The organism is Dyadobacter sp. 676 (assembly GCF_040448675.1).
In the GTDB taxonomy this organism is placed as follows: Bacteria; Bacteroidota; Bacteroidia; order Cytophagales; family Spirosomataceae; genus Dyadobacter.
On the sequence record NZ_CP159289.1, the window covers coordinates 283,223 to 297,257 of the forward strand.

Sequence of the window (14,035 nt, forward strand, 5' to 3'; positions counted from 1 at the left end):
GATTATTGCATTGAAAAGTATTCGGCGATCGGCCCGAGGGTCAGTGCGGGAAAGAAGGACAATGCGGTGATGATCACGATCACGGCGAATACCATCAGGCCAAATGTGCCGTTATCGGTTTTGAGTGTGCCTGCGCTTTCGGGAATGTGCTTTTTGGAAGCCAGGATGCCCGCAATGGCCACCGGGCCGATGATTGGAATAAACCGCGAGAGGATCAGCACAATTCCACAACTGATGTTCCACCAGGGTGTATTGTCGCCCAGGCCTTCGAAACCACTGCCGTTGTTGGCGGCCGAGGACGTGTATTCATACAGTATTTCGCTGAATCCGTGGAAGCCGGGGTTGTTTAATGTACCGGCGGTCAGTTCCGGCATTGCCACGCCTGACGCCGTGGCGGCCAGGATCAGCAGCGGGTGCAGCAAAGCGACGATCATCGCGATCTTCATTTCCCTCGCTTCGATCTTTTTACCCATAAATTCAGGTGTACGCCCTACCATCAGTCCGCTGATGAACACGGCGAGGATAATGAATATGTAAAAGTTGAGGATACCGGCTCCGGCACCGCCATAGAACGCATTGGTCATCATGGACAGCATTTGGGTCAAACCGGAGACCGGCATGAAGCTGTCGTGCATGGAGTTGACTGAACCGGTGGAAATAACGGTTGTGGCTATACTCCAGAATGCGGAGGCAGCCGTGCCGAACCTGGTCTCCTTCCCCTCCATCGCCCCGGACGAAATATCGACACCCATTTGTGCGATCTTCGGATTACCGTGCAACTCGGTAACGATCGTCGGGACAGTCAGCGACAAAAATCCGAGCGTCATTACACCGAAGATCATCCAGGCAAGCCTTTTTCTTTTGACATAATAGCCTAACGCGAAGATCATCGCCAGGGGAATGATCATCTGGCCGAACATTTCGGCCAGATTCGTTGCGTAGTTGGGGTTTTCAAACGGATGTGCCGAGTTGGCGCCAAAGAAACCGCCGCCATTAGTGCCCACGTGCTTGATAGGCACAAATGCTGCCACGGGGCCGGTCGAAACCCGCACGGTATCCCCCTGCACGGTGTACATGGTGCCCTTGCCGTCGAATGTCATGGGCGTACCGTTCGCGAGCAGGATCAATGCGATGACGAACGAAACAGGCAACAGGATACGGGTGCAAGATTTGATAAACAGGTCATAAAAATTGCCCAGCTTGTCGGTGGTGCGTTCTTTCATGGCAATGATCACCGCCGCCGCGGCAGCCATACCGGTTCCTGCCGTCACAAATTGCAGGAACATCAAGAACAATTGTCCGAGGTAACTCATCCCGCTTTCGCCCGAGTAATGTTGCAGGTTACAGTTGACTACAAACGAAATAACAGTGTTAAAGGCCAGATCGGCGGATTGCGACGGATTGCCGTCGGGGTTGAGCGGCAGGCGGCCCTGGTTCATCAATACGGCCATTCCGAGGAAGAACCAGACCATATTGATCGTCAGCAATGCGAACAAATGCTGCTTCCAGTTCATTTCCACACTCGGCCGAATGCCGCTCAAACGGTAAAACCCTTTTTCCAAAGGGCCCAGGACCCGGTCGAGGAGCGTTTTTTCTCCTCCATATACTTTCGCGATGTATTTGCCGAATGGAATCGCCGTAGCGACTGTGGCGGCGTACAACGCGACGATACCAGTTAATTCAGTGTTCATTGGATTGGGTATTTTAAAATTTTTCGGGTCTCATGAGCACGTAGCACATGTAGGCGAAAACCAGAATCGAGACGATGAATAGCGCAGGCATGATTTCAGATCTTTTCGAAATAGTGAACGGTTTTGAAAAAAAGCGCGAAGCTCAGGGCGCCCGCAGCGAGAAGAAGGAGTGTCGTCATTGTTTTTCTTTTTTTAAATCTTATTGGAGCATTGCTTGCCACTTTTGTTCCCGTCGACTAAAGTCGACGGGAAGATGTTGATTGATAGACAGATGTGTGGATGATATTTTTTGGAGTGTAAAAAAAAGCTTATCAAAATGATAAGCTTTTTTATCAGAATGGAAATGGTATGGCGGGCTGTGCTATTGCCGGATATGCGCGGGCTATTCAGAGTTTGTACTCCTCGATTTTACGGTACAAAGTGGCTATGCCGATTTCCAGCAGCCTTGCGGCCTCGGCTTTGTTGCCGTTGGTGTAGTTAAGAACTTTTTGCAAATGCAGTTTTTCGGCGCTCGCGAGTGAGAATGCCGACATGTTTTGGCCGTTTTGCCCCGGATGTTGCATTTCGAAAGGCAGGCTTTCTATATCGAGCACCGGGCCGTCGGAAAGGATCACACTCCGTTCGATCACGTTTTTCAGCTCCCGGATATTGCCGTTCCAGGGGCTCTTTTCCAATGCGGCGATAAAATCGGGAGACAACGAGCCCACTTTCTTGTTGGCTTTCAATGCAAATTGTGTAGCAAAACTATTCGCCAGCGCGGCTATGTCCGATGTGCGCTCGCGTAATGCGGGGAGCGTGATCTGGAAAACGGAAAGGCGGTAATACAAGTCGCTGCGAAATTCGCCGGCTTCGATCTGCTTCGGCAAATCCCGGTGTGTGGCGGCTATCACGCGCACGTTCACTTTCGTGGGATGGGTGTCCCCGACTTTGATAAATTCGCCCGATTCGAGCACGCGGAGCAACTTTGCCTGCAACTCCGGCGCCAGCTCTCCGATTTCGTCGAGGAAAATGGTACCATTATTAGCTTCCTCGAAGAGCCCTTTTTTGTCGCGCATGGCACCTGTAAATGCGCCCGCCTTATGCCCGAACATTTCGCTTTCAAGTAAATCTTTACCGAAAGCGGAGCAGTTAATGGCCACAAACGATTTCCTAGCGCGATTACTGGCCTGGTGTATGGATTGCGCAAAAACCTCCTTGCCGGTGCCCGTTTCGCCGAGCAGCAATACCGTCGTATCCGTTGGTGCCACGCGGCGCGCAAGGTCGATACACGCCTGAAGACGTTTGGATTTGCCGATGATCGCATCGAACGAACGCCGTTCGCCGAGCTGCTTTTCCAAACTCGCCACCCGACGGTTCAGCTCCGCCTTTTCGAGCGCTTTGTAAAGCAACGGGATAATCCGGTTGTTGTCGTCGCCTTTGGTGATGTAATCGAATGCGCCGTTCTTGATCGCCTGCACGCCGTCGGGGATATTGCCATAGGCAGTGAGCAGGATCACTTCTAGGGCCGGAAATTTTTCTTTCAACGCCTTCGAAAACTCAACCCCATGACCGTCGGGAAGCTTTACGTCGCAAAGCACTACATCCACATCCTCCTGGTCCAGTTTCTTCCAGGCCGTTTTGATATCCGCCGCCTCGATCACCTCGAAGCCTTCCAGCCTGATCACGCGCCCCATCAGTCCTCTCAGCTTCTCCTCGTCATCGATGATTAGTATTCGCTTCATAAAATTGATAGCCCCGGATTGAAATCCGGGCTTCTTAAAGATACTGGTTAGGGTGTAAACAATAAGACCAATAGTCGTAGATTACCCGGATGCGGTCTTTGAGATCTTCGAAGCTGTTCTCTTTCTTGAAAAAACCCTGGATCGTCGACCCGTAAGCAGCTTCGATCACCAGCGGATTGTCGGCGGTGCTGAGAAACACAAACGGAATCGATTTTTTGCGCAGGTACTCATTCTTTTCGATGCGTTCACGGAATTCCAGTCCGTTCATGACCGGCATATTAATGTCGCACAGGATGAGGAACGGCTGATCGCGCGTGGTTTCGAGGTACATGAGCGCGTCGACCCCGTTATTGAAAAATAAAAGCTCGTTGGGTATGTCAAGCTCCTCGACAACGCTCCTGATGAGAAATTGATCGTCGACATCGTCCTCTATTGAAATAATGGGTCCTCTGACTGACATTGCCCCGGGGATTAATAACGAAAACCTTGGTTGCAAATAACGCAATTATTGGCCCTATTACCAATCGCGCCCGTCAGTTTAAAAATCCGCCGCACGTAGATTTTCATCCGCTTTGCGTAAGCTGTATGCCACCGGGCGGCGGTAGTTTTGCATCGTAATCATTATCAGCCATGAAAACAGATCGAGTCATGAAAAAACAACTTCTTACACTGTTAACACTTGCGATACTATCCGGTTCCTGCACCGACCACGACGAACCGACGACTTCCAGCAACTTCCACCTCGACGAAACCTCCGTGGCGGAATGGAAGGGTTATCTCAAAACGGGATATTTCAATGAAGGCTCCATCGACGTGGAAAGCAACAGCCTGGTGATCGAGGCCGGGAAGGTCAAAAGCGGGTCGTTTACGCTGCCACTGGCGTCCATCGCTAATTTCAACCTGCCTACCGACGAGCTGAAACACCAACTGATCCACCACCTGCAAAGCGCCGATTTCTTCAATATGGCGCTGCATCCGAATGTGACCTTCGAAATTCTGAGCGTGGCGCCCTATTCGGGAAGCGGGGCCGGTACGGTATCAGGCGCCAATTTTGAGGTGACAGGACATTTAACGTTGTTAGGAAAGAGTAATCCGGTGACTTTTCCTGCGCGGATCGACGTGAACGGCGATTCTTTCAAACTGGAGGCGCTGACGCAATTCGACCGGACCCTGTGGGGCATGAACTATGCAACAGAACCCGGCCTGCCGGACGACGCGTCCATCAAGCCGGGTATCGATGTACATTTGAAACTTTCGGGCAAAAAGCATTAGCCCCGCTTGCGGCTGCCGGTCATTTGCCCGGCAGCCGCACCGCCTGTCACAGGAACATTCCACCGGACACCTCGATCCGCATACCGGTGATCCAGCGCGCGTCTTCGGAGCAGAGGAACGCCACCACGCCGCCAATATCTTCCGGTTCGCCCACCCGCCCCAATGCGGTAATGGTAGCGATGAAATCCGCAACCCCGGGATGGTTTTCGAACGACGTAAAATCGGTGTTGATGGCGCCCGGCGCCACAGAGTTGACCGCAATGCCACGGCCGCCCAATTCCTTGGCCATGTAGCGCGTCAGCGTGTCGATCGCGCCTTTCATAGACGCATACGCCGCGTACCCGGGCGTGGAAAAACGCGCCAGACCGGTAGAAAGGTTAACGATCCGGCCACCATCGGCGATAAACGGCAGTGCCTTTTGCGAAAGGAAATACACGCCTTTGAAGTGTACATTCATAAGTTCGTCGAAGTCCTCCTCGGTTGTTTCCGCAAATGCCGAAGGCCGGTTAATACCCGCATTGTTGATGAGAAAATCAAAAGACGAGCGGTTCCACTTGTCCCTCAGAATGCCGGACAGGGTCGTGAAAAAACCGTCGAAAGACTTCACATCCGACGTATCGAGCTGGACCGCCACTGCTTTTCGGCCCAGCGCCCCGATGGCGGACACTACTTCTTCCGCTTCCCGCGCCTGACTTCGGTAAACGATGATCACATCATTTCCTTTCTCTGCCAGGCGAAGCGCCATATTCTTTCCCAAACCACGGCTTCCGCCGGTTACCAATGCTATTTTACTTGCTGATTCCATCTTTTTTGTTGTTTAAAATTGATGGAACAAAGGTACCGCGCGCTATCCGGGCGGATTTGCGGCTTTCAAATCAAAACTTACGAAATTCAAATCGAGGTCCGAAACACCCGTGGACTGAGCGTGGTATGCTTCTTGAAAAGGTTATTGAAATGCGAAGGCTCTTCGAAGCCGAGGCTGTACGCGATTTCCGATATATTCCAGTCGGTATGCTTCAAAAGGATTTTAGATTCCCTGATAATGCGCTCGGTGATAAGCTCCGTGGTAGTTTTGCCCGTAATTTCTTTCAAAACCTTGTTGAGATAGTTGACATGGATCGAAAGCTGATCAGCATAATCTTTGGCGGACCGCAGGTTGAGCTTCTGATGGGGAGGTTCTACCGGAAATTGCCTTTCGAGCAACTCGATAAATAAAGAGGAAACGCGCTTATAGGCATTGGCCTCCGTAAAAAGCGAAGTCGCAGGTTGCAGCTTCTGCCCGAAATGGATCAGTTCGATGACATAATTCCGTAACAAGTCGTACTTGTAAGCATAATCCGACCCGATTTCCCGGAACATTTTCCTGAAAATGTATTTGATATCCCCAATCTGTTCGTCATCGAGAAAAAAGATCGGATTGCCGCCGGGTTTGAACACGGGCAACTCGCGCAGCCGCACGCCGCTGTTGTCCTGCGTCAGAAAGTCCTCCGAGAAAATGCAAAAGTAACCCGACTGATTGTCGTCCTGCGGCACATAGTTATAAGGAATAAGCGGCGTGGCGAACAGCAATGCGTTACGCTCGATATCGATCACCTTATCGGCATATTCCGCCCGGTTGCGGCCGATGATGAGGCTGATCTTGTAATAGGCCCGCCGATTGTAAGGCATCGAACGGTTTTTCGCAGCCGCCCGGTACAATTCGTCGGTTTTGAAAATATTAAAATGCCCGATCTCCCGCTGTACCCGTTCGGGAATAAGTTGCGAAGTGTCCTTATAGAACTGCTCGATGCTATCCGATTTTACCATAGCACGAAGTTACGAAATTCAATCATTCACCCGTTCGAGCTCTCCACAAAAACCTCATCCACATAACACCATAGCCAGTTTTCGCCCGGTTCCGCCGACGATGCCACGGGGTGGCCGGTGCGGTGAAAATGCCTGGTCATGTGCTTGGCAGGCGAACTGTCACAGCATAGCGTGGCACCGCAAGTCTGGCAGGTACGTAAATGCACCCACCAGCCATCCACTTTTCGGCAATCCTCGCAAACCAGCTCGTCGGCTACCTTAACCTCCTGAATAGCTTCGATATGCTTACAAACCTCTCCCATTTTATACTTCGTTTAAGTATTGATGAACAAAACTGATAGACATCGACCCTTCACCCACCGCGGATGTCACGCGGTTCATCGCGCCCGCACGCACGTCGCCCGCGGCAAAAATGCCGGGTGAGCTGGTTTCCAGCAGGTAGGGGTCCCGGTCCACCTTCCAGATTTCCTTGAAATGTTCGTAATTCTTCATCTCGCGGCCGGTTTCGATGAAACCCTTCTTGTTTTTGATGATTTCGAGCCCTACCCAGTCGGTGAACGGCCTGGCACCGATGAAAATGAACAACGCGTCGGCATCCACCGTGCGTTCCTCTTTCGTATTCAGGTCCACCAGTTTCAAATGCTCCAGATGGTCGCCGCCCTGCGCTTCCACAATCTCCGTGCAGCCCAGTACGGCGATGTTCTCGGTCCCCGCGATCTGGTCGATCAGGTAAGACGACATCGACGACGTCAGGTCGTTCCTCCTGATCAATATGTACACGTTTCTGGCGAATTTCGACAAATACATGGCCGCCTGCCCCGCCGAATTGCCTCCCCCAAGTACATATACGTCCTTGTTACCGCAAGAGCTGGCCTCCGTGCTGGCTGCGCCGTAGTAAATGCCCTTGCCGGTAAATTCCTCGATACCCTTGGTTTCAAGCTTCCGGTAGTCAACGCCGGTGGTGATCACCACTGCTTTCGCATTCACTTCGCTGCCGTCGCCGAGAACCACGGTTTTATATTTATCCTTCAACCTGATCTCCTTCACAAACTGCGGCGAAAGAAACTCCGTACCGAAGCGCGTCGCCTGAGTAATGGCCCGGCGCGTCAGTTCCGAGCCGCTGAGGCCCGTTGGAAAGCCCAGGTAATTCTCGATCCTGGAACTTGTACCGGCCTGTCCGCCAGGCGCTTTCCGCTCGATCAATAAAGTACTTAATCCCTCCGAGGCCCCGTAAACGGACGCCGCCAGCCCGGCCGGGCCCGCACCGATGATTACGACATCGTAAATCTGTTGCTTGGTCCTGGGATTCAAGCCGATACGCTCCGCGATATCGATCAGCGACGGGGTCTTCAAAAGCGAACCGTCTTCGAAAATCACCACCGGGAAATCCACGGGACAAAGATTATTGCTTTCGGAAATCTTCCGGCCGGTTTCGTTCGATTCTGCGTCCAGCCACAGATAGGGCACCAGGTTCCCCGCCAGGAAGTCCTTGATCTCGTGCGCCTTGGGTGAGAATTGGTAACCTATTACTTTAATACCCTTGAAATCCGGCCGGTAATTGCCCTGCCAGTCGCGCAGCAACTCGTCGATCGGCGGATAAAGTTTTTCCTCCGGCGGGTCCCAGGGTTTCATAAGGTAATAATCGAGCTGGACGTCGTTGATCGCCTTGATAGCCGCTTCCGTATCCGAATAGGCCGTCAATAGCACCCTTTTTGCAAACGGGAAAAGTTTCATCGCCTTCTGGAGAAAGTCCACACCCTGCATTTCAGGCATTCTCTGATCCGATATGAACATGGCGACCTCATCGCCCCGGTTCTGCAATTCGAGCAGGCTCTCCATCGCCTCGGCTACGGAAGTGGTGCTCAGTATTCGGTATTTGTCACGGTAATGGGATTTCAGGTCGCGGCTGATCGCGCGGAGCACCTGCGGATCGTCGTCAATCGAAAAGATAATGGGCAAAGCCATGAGAGCCTTATTAAAGTTGGTTGAGAATTAAATTTATCCATTAAATGGGAAACAAACCACAAACTCGGTGCGGCCCGGCTGCGAATGCAGCGTTACGGTCCCGCGATGTTGCCGCACAATCCGGCTAACCACATCGAGCCCGAGCCCCGTACCTTTTCCGACCGATTTGGTCGTAAAAAACGGATCGAAGATCCTGGAACGGATCTCCGCTGGCACGCCGGGACCATTGTCGCATACGGTTACTTTCACAAACTCCTTATCGCGGCGTGTGATGAGCGTCAATTCGGGGTCCGGCTGGTTTTCAAGCGCATCGATCGCATTATCGATCAGGTTCGTCCAGACCTGGTTAAGCTCGCCTACCATCGCCTTGACCGGCGGCAGCGAGAGGTCGAAATCCTCCGTTACCTTGATCCCTCCTTTTTTCAGCTTGTAATTCAGCATAATGAGCGTATTGCGGATGCCGGCGTGGATATCGATAAGCTCCCGCTCGCCGCCGCGGTCCATATGGGTGAAAGTTTTTACCGAGCCCACGAGCTCGGCAATGCGCTTGGATGCTTCCTGGATGTCGGCCACCATCCGCTCGGTGGTAAGGCTGTTGTTGATCCAGGTCAGCACGGGCGAAAGGTCGGTATGGTTGATCCTGCTTTTGAGCTCTTCCAGGTCTTCTTCCCCCACCCCGAACTCAACCAGGTTGTCCGCGATATCGTCGCAGCCGTCGATATGGTTCGCATCCAGCCAGTCGAGTATTTCGTCCTCCTTTTCCGACCGCCTCATCATCGATAACACCGGGCGGTCGGGATTGCTCAGCAAACGCACCATTTTGTCATTGATCAGGTCGATCTCCTCATGCGACAAATGGATCGAAAGCAGCGATTTGAACGAATCGGGCTGCATCAGCAGATGTTCTTTCAACGACGCGGAGCTTCGGACGATCGCCGCCGCCGGATTGTTGAGCTCATGCGCCAGTCCGGCCGACAGCTTACCCAGCGCCATCATCTTTTCATTTTGCTGTTCGAGCTCGGTAAACTCCCGCACGCGCGACGTCATCACGATCACGAGCGCCTGTGTGAGCTCGTAATGGGAGGTGATCAGCTCACGCAGCAACTCCTTCGGAAAGGTCATCAGTTGCGTGGTTTCGAGGCATACACCATATGCGATCCCGATTTTTCCCCTCGAAAACGGCAGCATACCCGTTACCGTGCCGGGCACAAGCTGCGCGATAATGTGTTTAGTGTTGTTCTGGATCCGGTATAATTCGATGCGGCCCGAAATGATAATATGTGTACCCGAAAGCGGTTCTCCCGGACGCGTCATCAGTTCGCCCTCCGGCAATTCGTAATGCCGGCTGCGATCGATCATCCATTGCAGCTGGCTCTCAGGCACATCCTTGAAAACCTCGATAGCCAGTAAATCCTGAACAGTGATATCCTTCATGGGGAATCCGGTAATGGTGTGAGTCAAAAGGCCCAATTTCGAAATAAATCGGCATTTCCGCAGTGTTTTTGTTCAAACGTTGTCGAACGAACACAGTATCCCCGCTTTTACACGATCCCGCCGGTTATCACCCGGGAGTAAATCTTGTATTCCGGCAAACCGCCGGTGGCCTCTGCCAGGCTTACCTCCACCCAATCGCGGTTGGCGGGATGGACAAACGCGCCGTTGCAGGCAGGAAATAGCCGCCGTAGCCTGTCGAACGACGCCGCTTCGAGATTAATTTCCTCGTGCCCCAGCTCGGTTGACAAATAATGCCCCGTACAAAGCCCCAGAGAGGTTTCAAATTCGATTTTCACCATGCTGCCGACTATTTCCTGCTGCATGATGTCGAGCACAACCTCCTCCCGAAGGTCGTCGGGCGTACCCAACGTTTCTCCCTGATCGCCCGAAATATCGATAGTTGCCATCGTTTTCTATTTGTTTCGGGAATCAAATTCAAAAAACCATTCCCGTATCGTCCCGGTGAGGCTGATTATCCTTCGGTACGATTATTGCTTCTCCTCGCTCCACAACAAACTGAAAACGAAAGTGGAGCGAAACATACACATCGGCACATCGGGGTGGAGCTACAAGCACTGGAAGGAAATCTTTTACCCGAAGGATGTGAAACCTGCGGAATATCTGGCATTTTATGCCCGACATTTCCCCGTTTCGGAGATCAATAACAGCTTCTACCGGCTGCCTGCAAAGGAGACCGTCGGAAAGTGGGTCGCGTCGGTGCCTGCCGACTTCATGTTTTGCCCCAAAATGAGCAGGTACCTGAGCCATTTGAAGAAACTGCACGACCCGCGCGAACCGCTGGAACGTTTTTTCGACGTTTTTGGCGATTTCAAAAAGCACCTCGGTCCGATCCTGGTCCAGCTTCCGGCCAACTCGCGGTTCGGTGCCGATGTCGCGGGCGCATTCTACGAAGAAACCGACCACTATAAAGATTTTCGTTTCGCGCTGGAAGTACGGCACCCGTCGTGGTTTTCGGAAGAAAGTATCCGTTTAATGAAAAAGCACCGGGTCAGCCTCGTCTTTTCACAGGCCGACAAGTTTCCCTATCTGGAAGAAATCACCGCGAAGGACATTTACCTGAGATTCCACGGCCCGACCTCGCTTTACAGTTCCCCCTATTCCGACGAAGTCATGGAAGAGTATGCAGGAAAATTTGCCGCCTGGGCAGAGGAAGGTCATCGGGTTTGGGCGTTTTTTAACAACGACGTCGGCGGCCACGCACTCGACAATGCGCGGAAATTACAGCAACTCGTCGACGCCAGGATACACGAACCGGCCCATTAAATATACCCCACTCCGTCAGCTCCCGTTCGACACACTCAATCATTCAGTCATTCACTCATCCCTCATTCCCTCATGAGCCTCACTAAATACAACGAAAAACGTTCCTTCGACAGAACTCCCGAGCCGAAAGGCGGCAAAGCCGGTAGCGACCAGCTCATTTTCGTGGTCCAGAAACACGATGCCTCCCGCCTGCACTACGATTTCCGGCTGGAAATGGAGGGCGTCCTCAAAAGTTGGGCAGTACCCAAGGGCCCGTCGACCGACCCGTCGGTAAAGCGGCTGGCAATGATGGTAGAAGACCACCCCTACGATTACAAGGACTTCGAAGGCATCATCCCGGAAGGTAATTACGGTGCCGGGACGGTCATGGTCTGGGATTTCGGCACCTATGAGCCATTGGAAGAAGCCGAAGGCAAAAAAGCGAAGGAAAAATTGCTGCTGAGAGGACTGCACGCGGGCTCGTTGAAATTCAGGTTGAACGGCAAAAAGCTGAAAGGCGAATTTGCGCTGGTGAAAACGAAGGGAATGGAGGAAAATTCCTGGCTGCTGATCAAGCACCGGGATCGATACGCGTCGGAAGAGGACATTACCGGAAAAGACCGCTCCGCCGTTTCGCGCAGGACGCTGGAAGGCATTGAAAAAGCCGGCGACGCGGTTTGGGAAAGCAATCGTGAGGAGAAAAAAACTTCGAAATCGGCGCACAAAACGAAAACAGCCGAAAACGAAGCGAAAGATCCGGCCGAAGATGCGGCGAAAGAAAAAAAAGTCCGGACGTCGACATAGCGCGCATTCTGAAAAAAGGGAAAAAACAAAAGTTTCCGGATGACCTGCAACCTATGCTCGCTACGCTGGTGGACGGCCCCTTCGACGACCCCGGTTGGGAATACGAGGTCAAATGGGATGGTTACCGGGCATTGGCTTACCTGAACAAGGGCGAAGTAAACCTGCAATCGCGCAACCGTAAATCGTTTAACGACAAGTTCTACCCTATTTACCAACAGCTCACCGAATGGAAAATCAATGCGGTCATCGACGGGGAAATTGTAGTGATCAACGACAAGGGGCTCTCGGATTTCAACGCCTTGCAAAACTGGCGCAGCGAGGCCGATGGTGAACTGGTTTATTATGCATTCGACATTCTCTGGCTGGACGGCAAGAGCCTCGTACACCTGCCCCTTACCGAACGGAAAGCGGTCCTGCAAAGTATTGTCGATCAAAACAGCCCTGTCCAGCTCGGTTACAGCATTGCCGCCGACGGCAATGCGTTTTTCGAAGCCGCCCAAAAAATGGGTCTGGAAGGTATTATAGCCAAAAAGTCGGATAGCGAATACTACCCGGGCATCCGCACTCGCGACTGGCTGAAAATCAAGATCCATAAACGGCAGGAAGTCATTATTGCGGGCTACACGCTCAACGAGGGCTCCTCCAAACTGTTCAGCGCGTTGCTCCTGGCCGCCTACGACAAAGGAGAGCTGCGCTACGTCGGCAAAGTCGGTACCGGCTTCAAGGACAAGCAGCAGAGAGAAATGATGGCGCTTTTCAAGCCATTGGTTACCGAAAAAAGTCCGTTCAGGGAAACACCCGACTACAATAAACCCTCGCGCTTCCGCCCCAATCCGCCGCACGCGAACGCAACCTGGCTGAAACCGGAACTGGTATGCGAGATCAGCTTTACGGAGATCACTTCCGACGGTGTTTTCAGGCACCCGTCCTTTGAGGGAATGCGGGAGGACAAATCGGCGAAAGAAGTAGTCCGGGAGGTCGAAAAACCGACGGAAGAAGTTGTAGATCAAGCCAATGACGACGGCGCAACGATCATTAAAAAACCGGGTAAAGCCAAACGCAAGACGCTCCTGAACCCCAAAGACGAAACGCAGGTGCGGAAAATCAACGGGCACGAAGTGAAATTCTCCAATCTGGGCAAGTTCTATTGGCCGGACGAAAAGATCCGCAAACGCGACCTGATCAACTATTACTACCAGGTGGCGCCCTTTATTTTACCTTACCTGGAAAACCGCCCCCTTTCCCTTAACCGTTTCCCCAACGGCATCAAGGGCAAGAGCTTTTACCAGAAAGACGTCACAGGCAAAGTCCCCGACTGGATTGAAACATTCCCTTACACATCCGAAGGCGACGACAAGAACTTCATGCTCTGCAACAACGAGGCTACATTGCTATATATGGCCAACCTCGGTGCCATCGACGTAAACCCCTGGAACAGCCGCATCGAGGCCCCGGACAACCCCGACTGGTGCCTTCTCGACCTCGATCCGGACACTACCAACACTTTCGAGCAGGTTATCGAAACGGCCCGGGCCATTAAAAGTCTGCTGGACACGCTGGATGTGCCTTCCTATTGTAAAACTTCCGGCTCCACAGGCCTGCACATTTATATCCCGCTCGGCGCGAAATACACCTACGATCAATGCCAGCTTTTCGCCGAATGGGTTGCCGGGCAGGTACAGCAGCAACTGCCTGATTTCACGAGTGTGGAGCGGATGACAAGAAACCGCAAAGGCAGGCTCTATATCGATTACCTGCAGAACCGCCCCAAAGCAACGCTGGCCGCGCCCTACTCCGTCCGTCCGAAACCTGGCGCCACCGTTTCGATGCCGCTGCATTGGGACGAAGTAAAACCCGGCCTGCAATTGAAAGATTTTACTATTTATAATGCCATCGACCGCATTCAAAGCGAGGGCGACCTTTTCAAGCCTGTTTTGGGAGAAGGAATCGACCTCGAAGACGTAATCGCGAAAATGAGTGTAGGTATGGGCTAAAAAAGTCAAAATCCTTCTACTTTTT

The 14,035-nt window shown here is 52.5% G+C and carries 14 protein-coding genes; 4 read left to right on the forward strand and 10 right to left on the reverse strand.

What is annotated here, in order from left to right; translation table 11 throughout:
* Positions 1 to 2: 2 nt before the first annotated feature.
* The 4 genes from kdpA to ABV298_RS01465 form a co-directional block, all read right to left on the reverse strand.
* Positions 3 to 1,691, reverse strand: a complete 1,689-nt coding sequence (gene kdpA, locus ABV298_RS01450) for a potassium-transporting ATPase subunit KdpA (protein WP_353720427.1) — start codon at positions 1,689 to 1,691, stop codon at positions 3 to 5.
* A gap of 13 nt (positions 1,692 to 1,704) precedes the next feature.
* Complete coding sequence (locus ABV298_RS01455; RefSeq protein ID WP_353723122.1) at positions 1,705 to 1,782, reverse strand: potassium-transporting ATPase subunit F; 78 nt, start codon at positions 1,780 to 1,782, stop codon at positions 1,705 to 1,707.
* A gap of 295 nt (positions 1,783 to 2,077) precedes the next feature.
* Entirely contained in the window at positions 2,078 to 3,412 is a 1,335-nt protein-coding gene (locus ABV298_RS01460; RefSeq protein WP_353720428.1) for a sigma-54 dependent transcriptional regulator, read from the reverse strand.
* Positions 3,413 to 3,446: 34 nt separating this feature from the next.
* On the reverse strand, positions 3,447 to 3,872 hold the full coding sequence (locus ABV298_RS01465) for a response regulator (protein ID WP_353720429.1): 426 nt from the start codon (positions 3,870 to 3,872) through the stop codon (positions 3,447 to 3,449).
* Positions 3,873 to 4,060: 188 nt separating this feature from the next.
* Here ABV298_RS01465 and ABV298_RS01470 point away from each other — a divergent pair, with 188 nt between their 5' ends.
* Entirely contained in the window at positions 4,061 to 4,684 is a 624-nt protein-coding gene (locus ABV298_RS01470; RefSeq protein WP_353720430.1) for a YceI family protein, read from the forward strand.
* A 46-nt stretch (positions 4,685 to 4,730) separates the two neighbouring features.
* Here the strand turns inward: ABV298_RS01470 and ABV298_RS01475 are convergent, their stop codons facing one another.
* From ABV298_RS01475 to ABV298_RS01500, 6 genes are all read right to left on the reverse strand, one after another.
* A complete protein-coding gene (locus tag ABV298_RS01475) occupies positions 4,731 to 5,489 on the reverse strand; it encodes an SDR family oxidoreductase (protein ID WP_353720431.1) in 759 nt (252 codons plus the stop codon).
* Positions 5,490 to 5,575: 86 nt separating this feature from the next.
* Positions 5,576 to 6,490, reverse strand: a complete 915-nt coding sequence (locus ABV298_RS01480; protein ID WP_353720432.1) for a helix-turn-helix transcriptional regulator — start codon at positions 6,488 to 6,490, stop codon at positions 5,576 to 5,578.
* Between the two features lie 26 nt (positions 6,491 to 6,516).
* The gene (locus ABV298_RS01485) at positions 6,517 to 6,792 is read right to left on the reverse strand and encodes a UBP-type zinc finger domain-containing protein (RefSeq protein WP_353720433.1); all 276 of its coding nucleotides are present in this window, start codon (positions 6,790 to 6,792) and stop codon (positions 6,517 to 6,519) included.
* 1 nt (position 6,793) lies between these two features.
* Entirely contained in the window at positions 6,794 to 8,455 is a 1,662-nt protein-coding gene (locus tag ABV298_RS01490; RefSeq protein ID WP_353720434.1) for an FAD-dependent oxidoreductase, read from the reverse strand.
* A gap of 33 nt (positions 8,456 to 8,488) precedes the next feature.
* Positions 8,489 to 9,889, reverse strand: coding sequence for an ATP-binding protein (locus ABV298_RS01495; protein WP_353720435.1), 1,401 nt, complete (start codon positions 9,887 to 9,889; stop codon positions 8,489 to 8,491).
* Positions 9,890 to 9,996: 107 nt separating this feature from the next.
* A complete protein-coding gene (locus ABV298_RS01500; RefSeq protein WP_353720436.1) occupies positions 9,997 to 10,356 on the reverse strand; it encodes a hypothetical protein in 360 nt (119 codons plus the stop codon).
* Positions 10,357 to 10,477: 121 nt separating this feature from the next.
* Between ABV298_RS01500 and ABV298_RS01505 the strand changes: the two genes are divergently transcribed.
* The 3 genes from ABV298_RS01505 to ligD all read left to right on the forward strand — a co-directional run bounded on the left by ABV298_RS01505 (position 10,478) and on the right by ligD (position 14,010).
* Positions 10,478 to 11,233, forward strand: coding sequence for a DUF72 domain-containing protein (locus tag ABV298_RS01505; protein ID WP_353720437.1), 756 nt, complete (start codon positions 10,478 to 10,480; stop codon positions 11,231 to 11,233).
* 72 nt (positions 11,234 to 11,305) lie between these two features.
* Positions 11,306 to 12,016: a DNA polymerase ligase N-terminal domain-containing protein gene (locus ABV298_RS01510; RefSeq protein WP_353720438.1), complete on the forward strand. Its 711-nt coding sequence runs from the start codon at positions 11,306 to 11,308 to the stop codon at positions 12,014 to 12,016.
* A gap of 53 nt (positions 12,017 to 12,069) precedes the next feature.
* Positions 12,070 to 14,010, forward strand: a complete 1,941-nt coding sequence (ligD, locus tag ABV298_RS01515) for a DNA ligase D (RefSeq protein WP_353720439.1) — start codon at positions 12,070 to 12,072, stop codon at positions 14,008 to 14,010.
* Positions 14,011 to 14,035 lie beyond the last annotated feature (25 nt).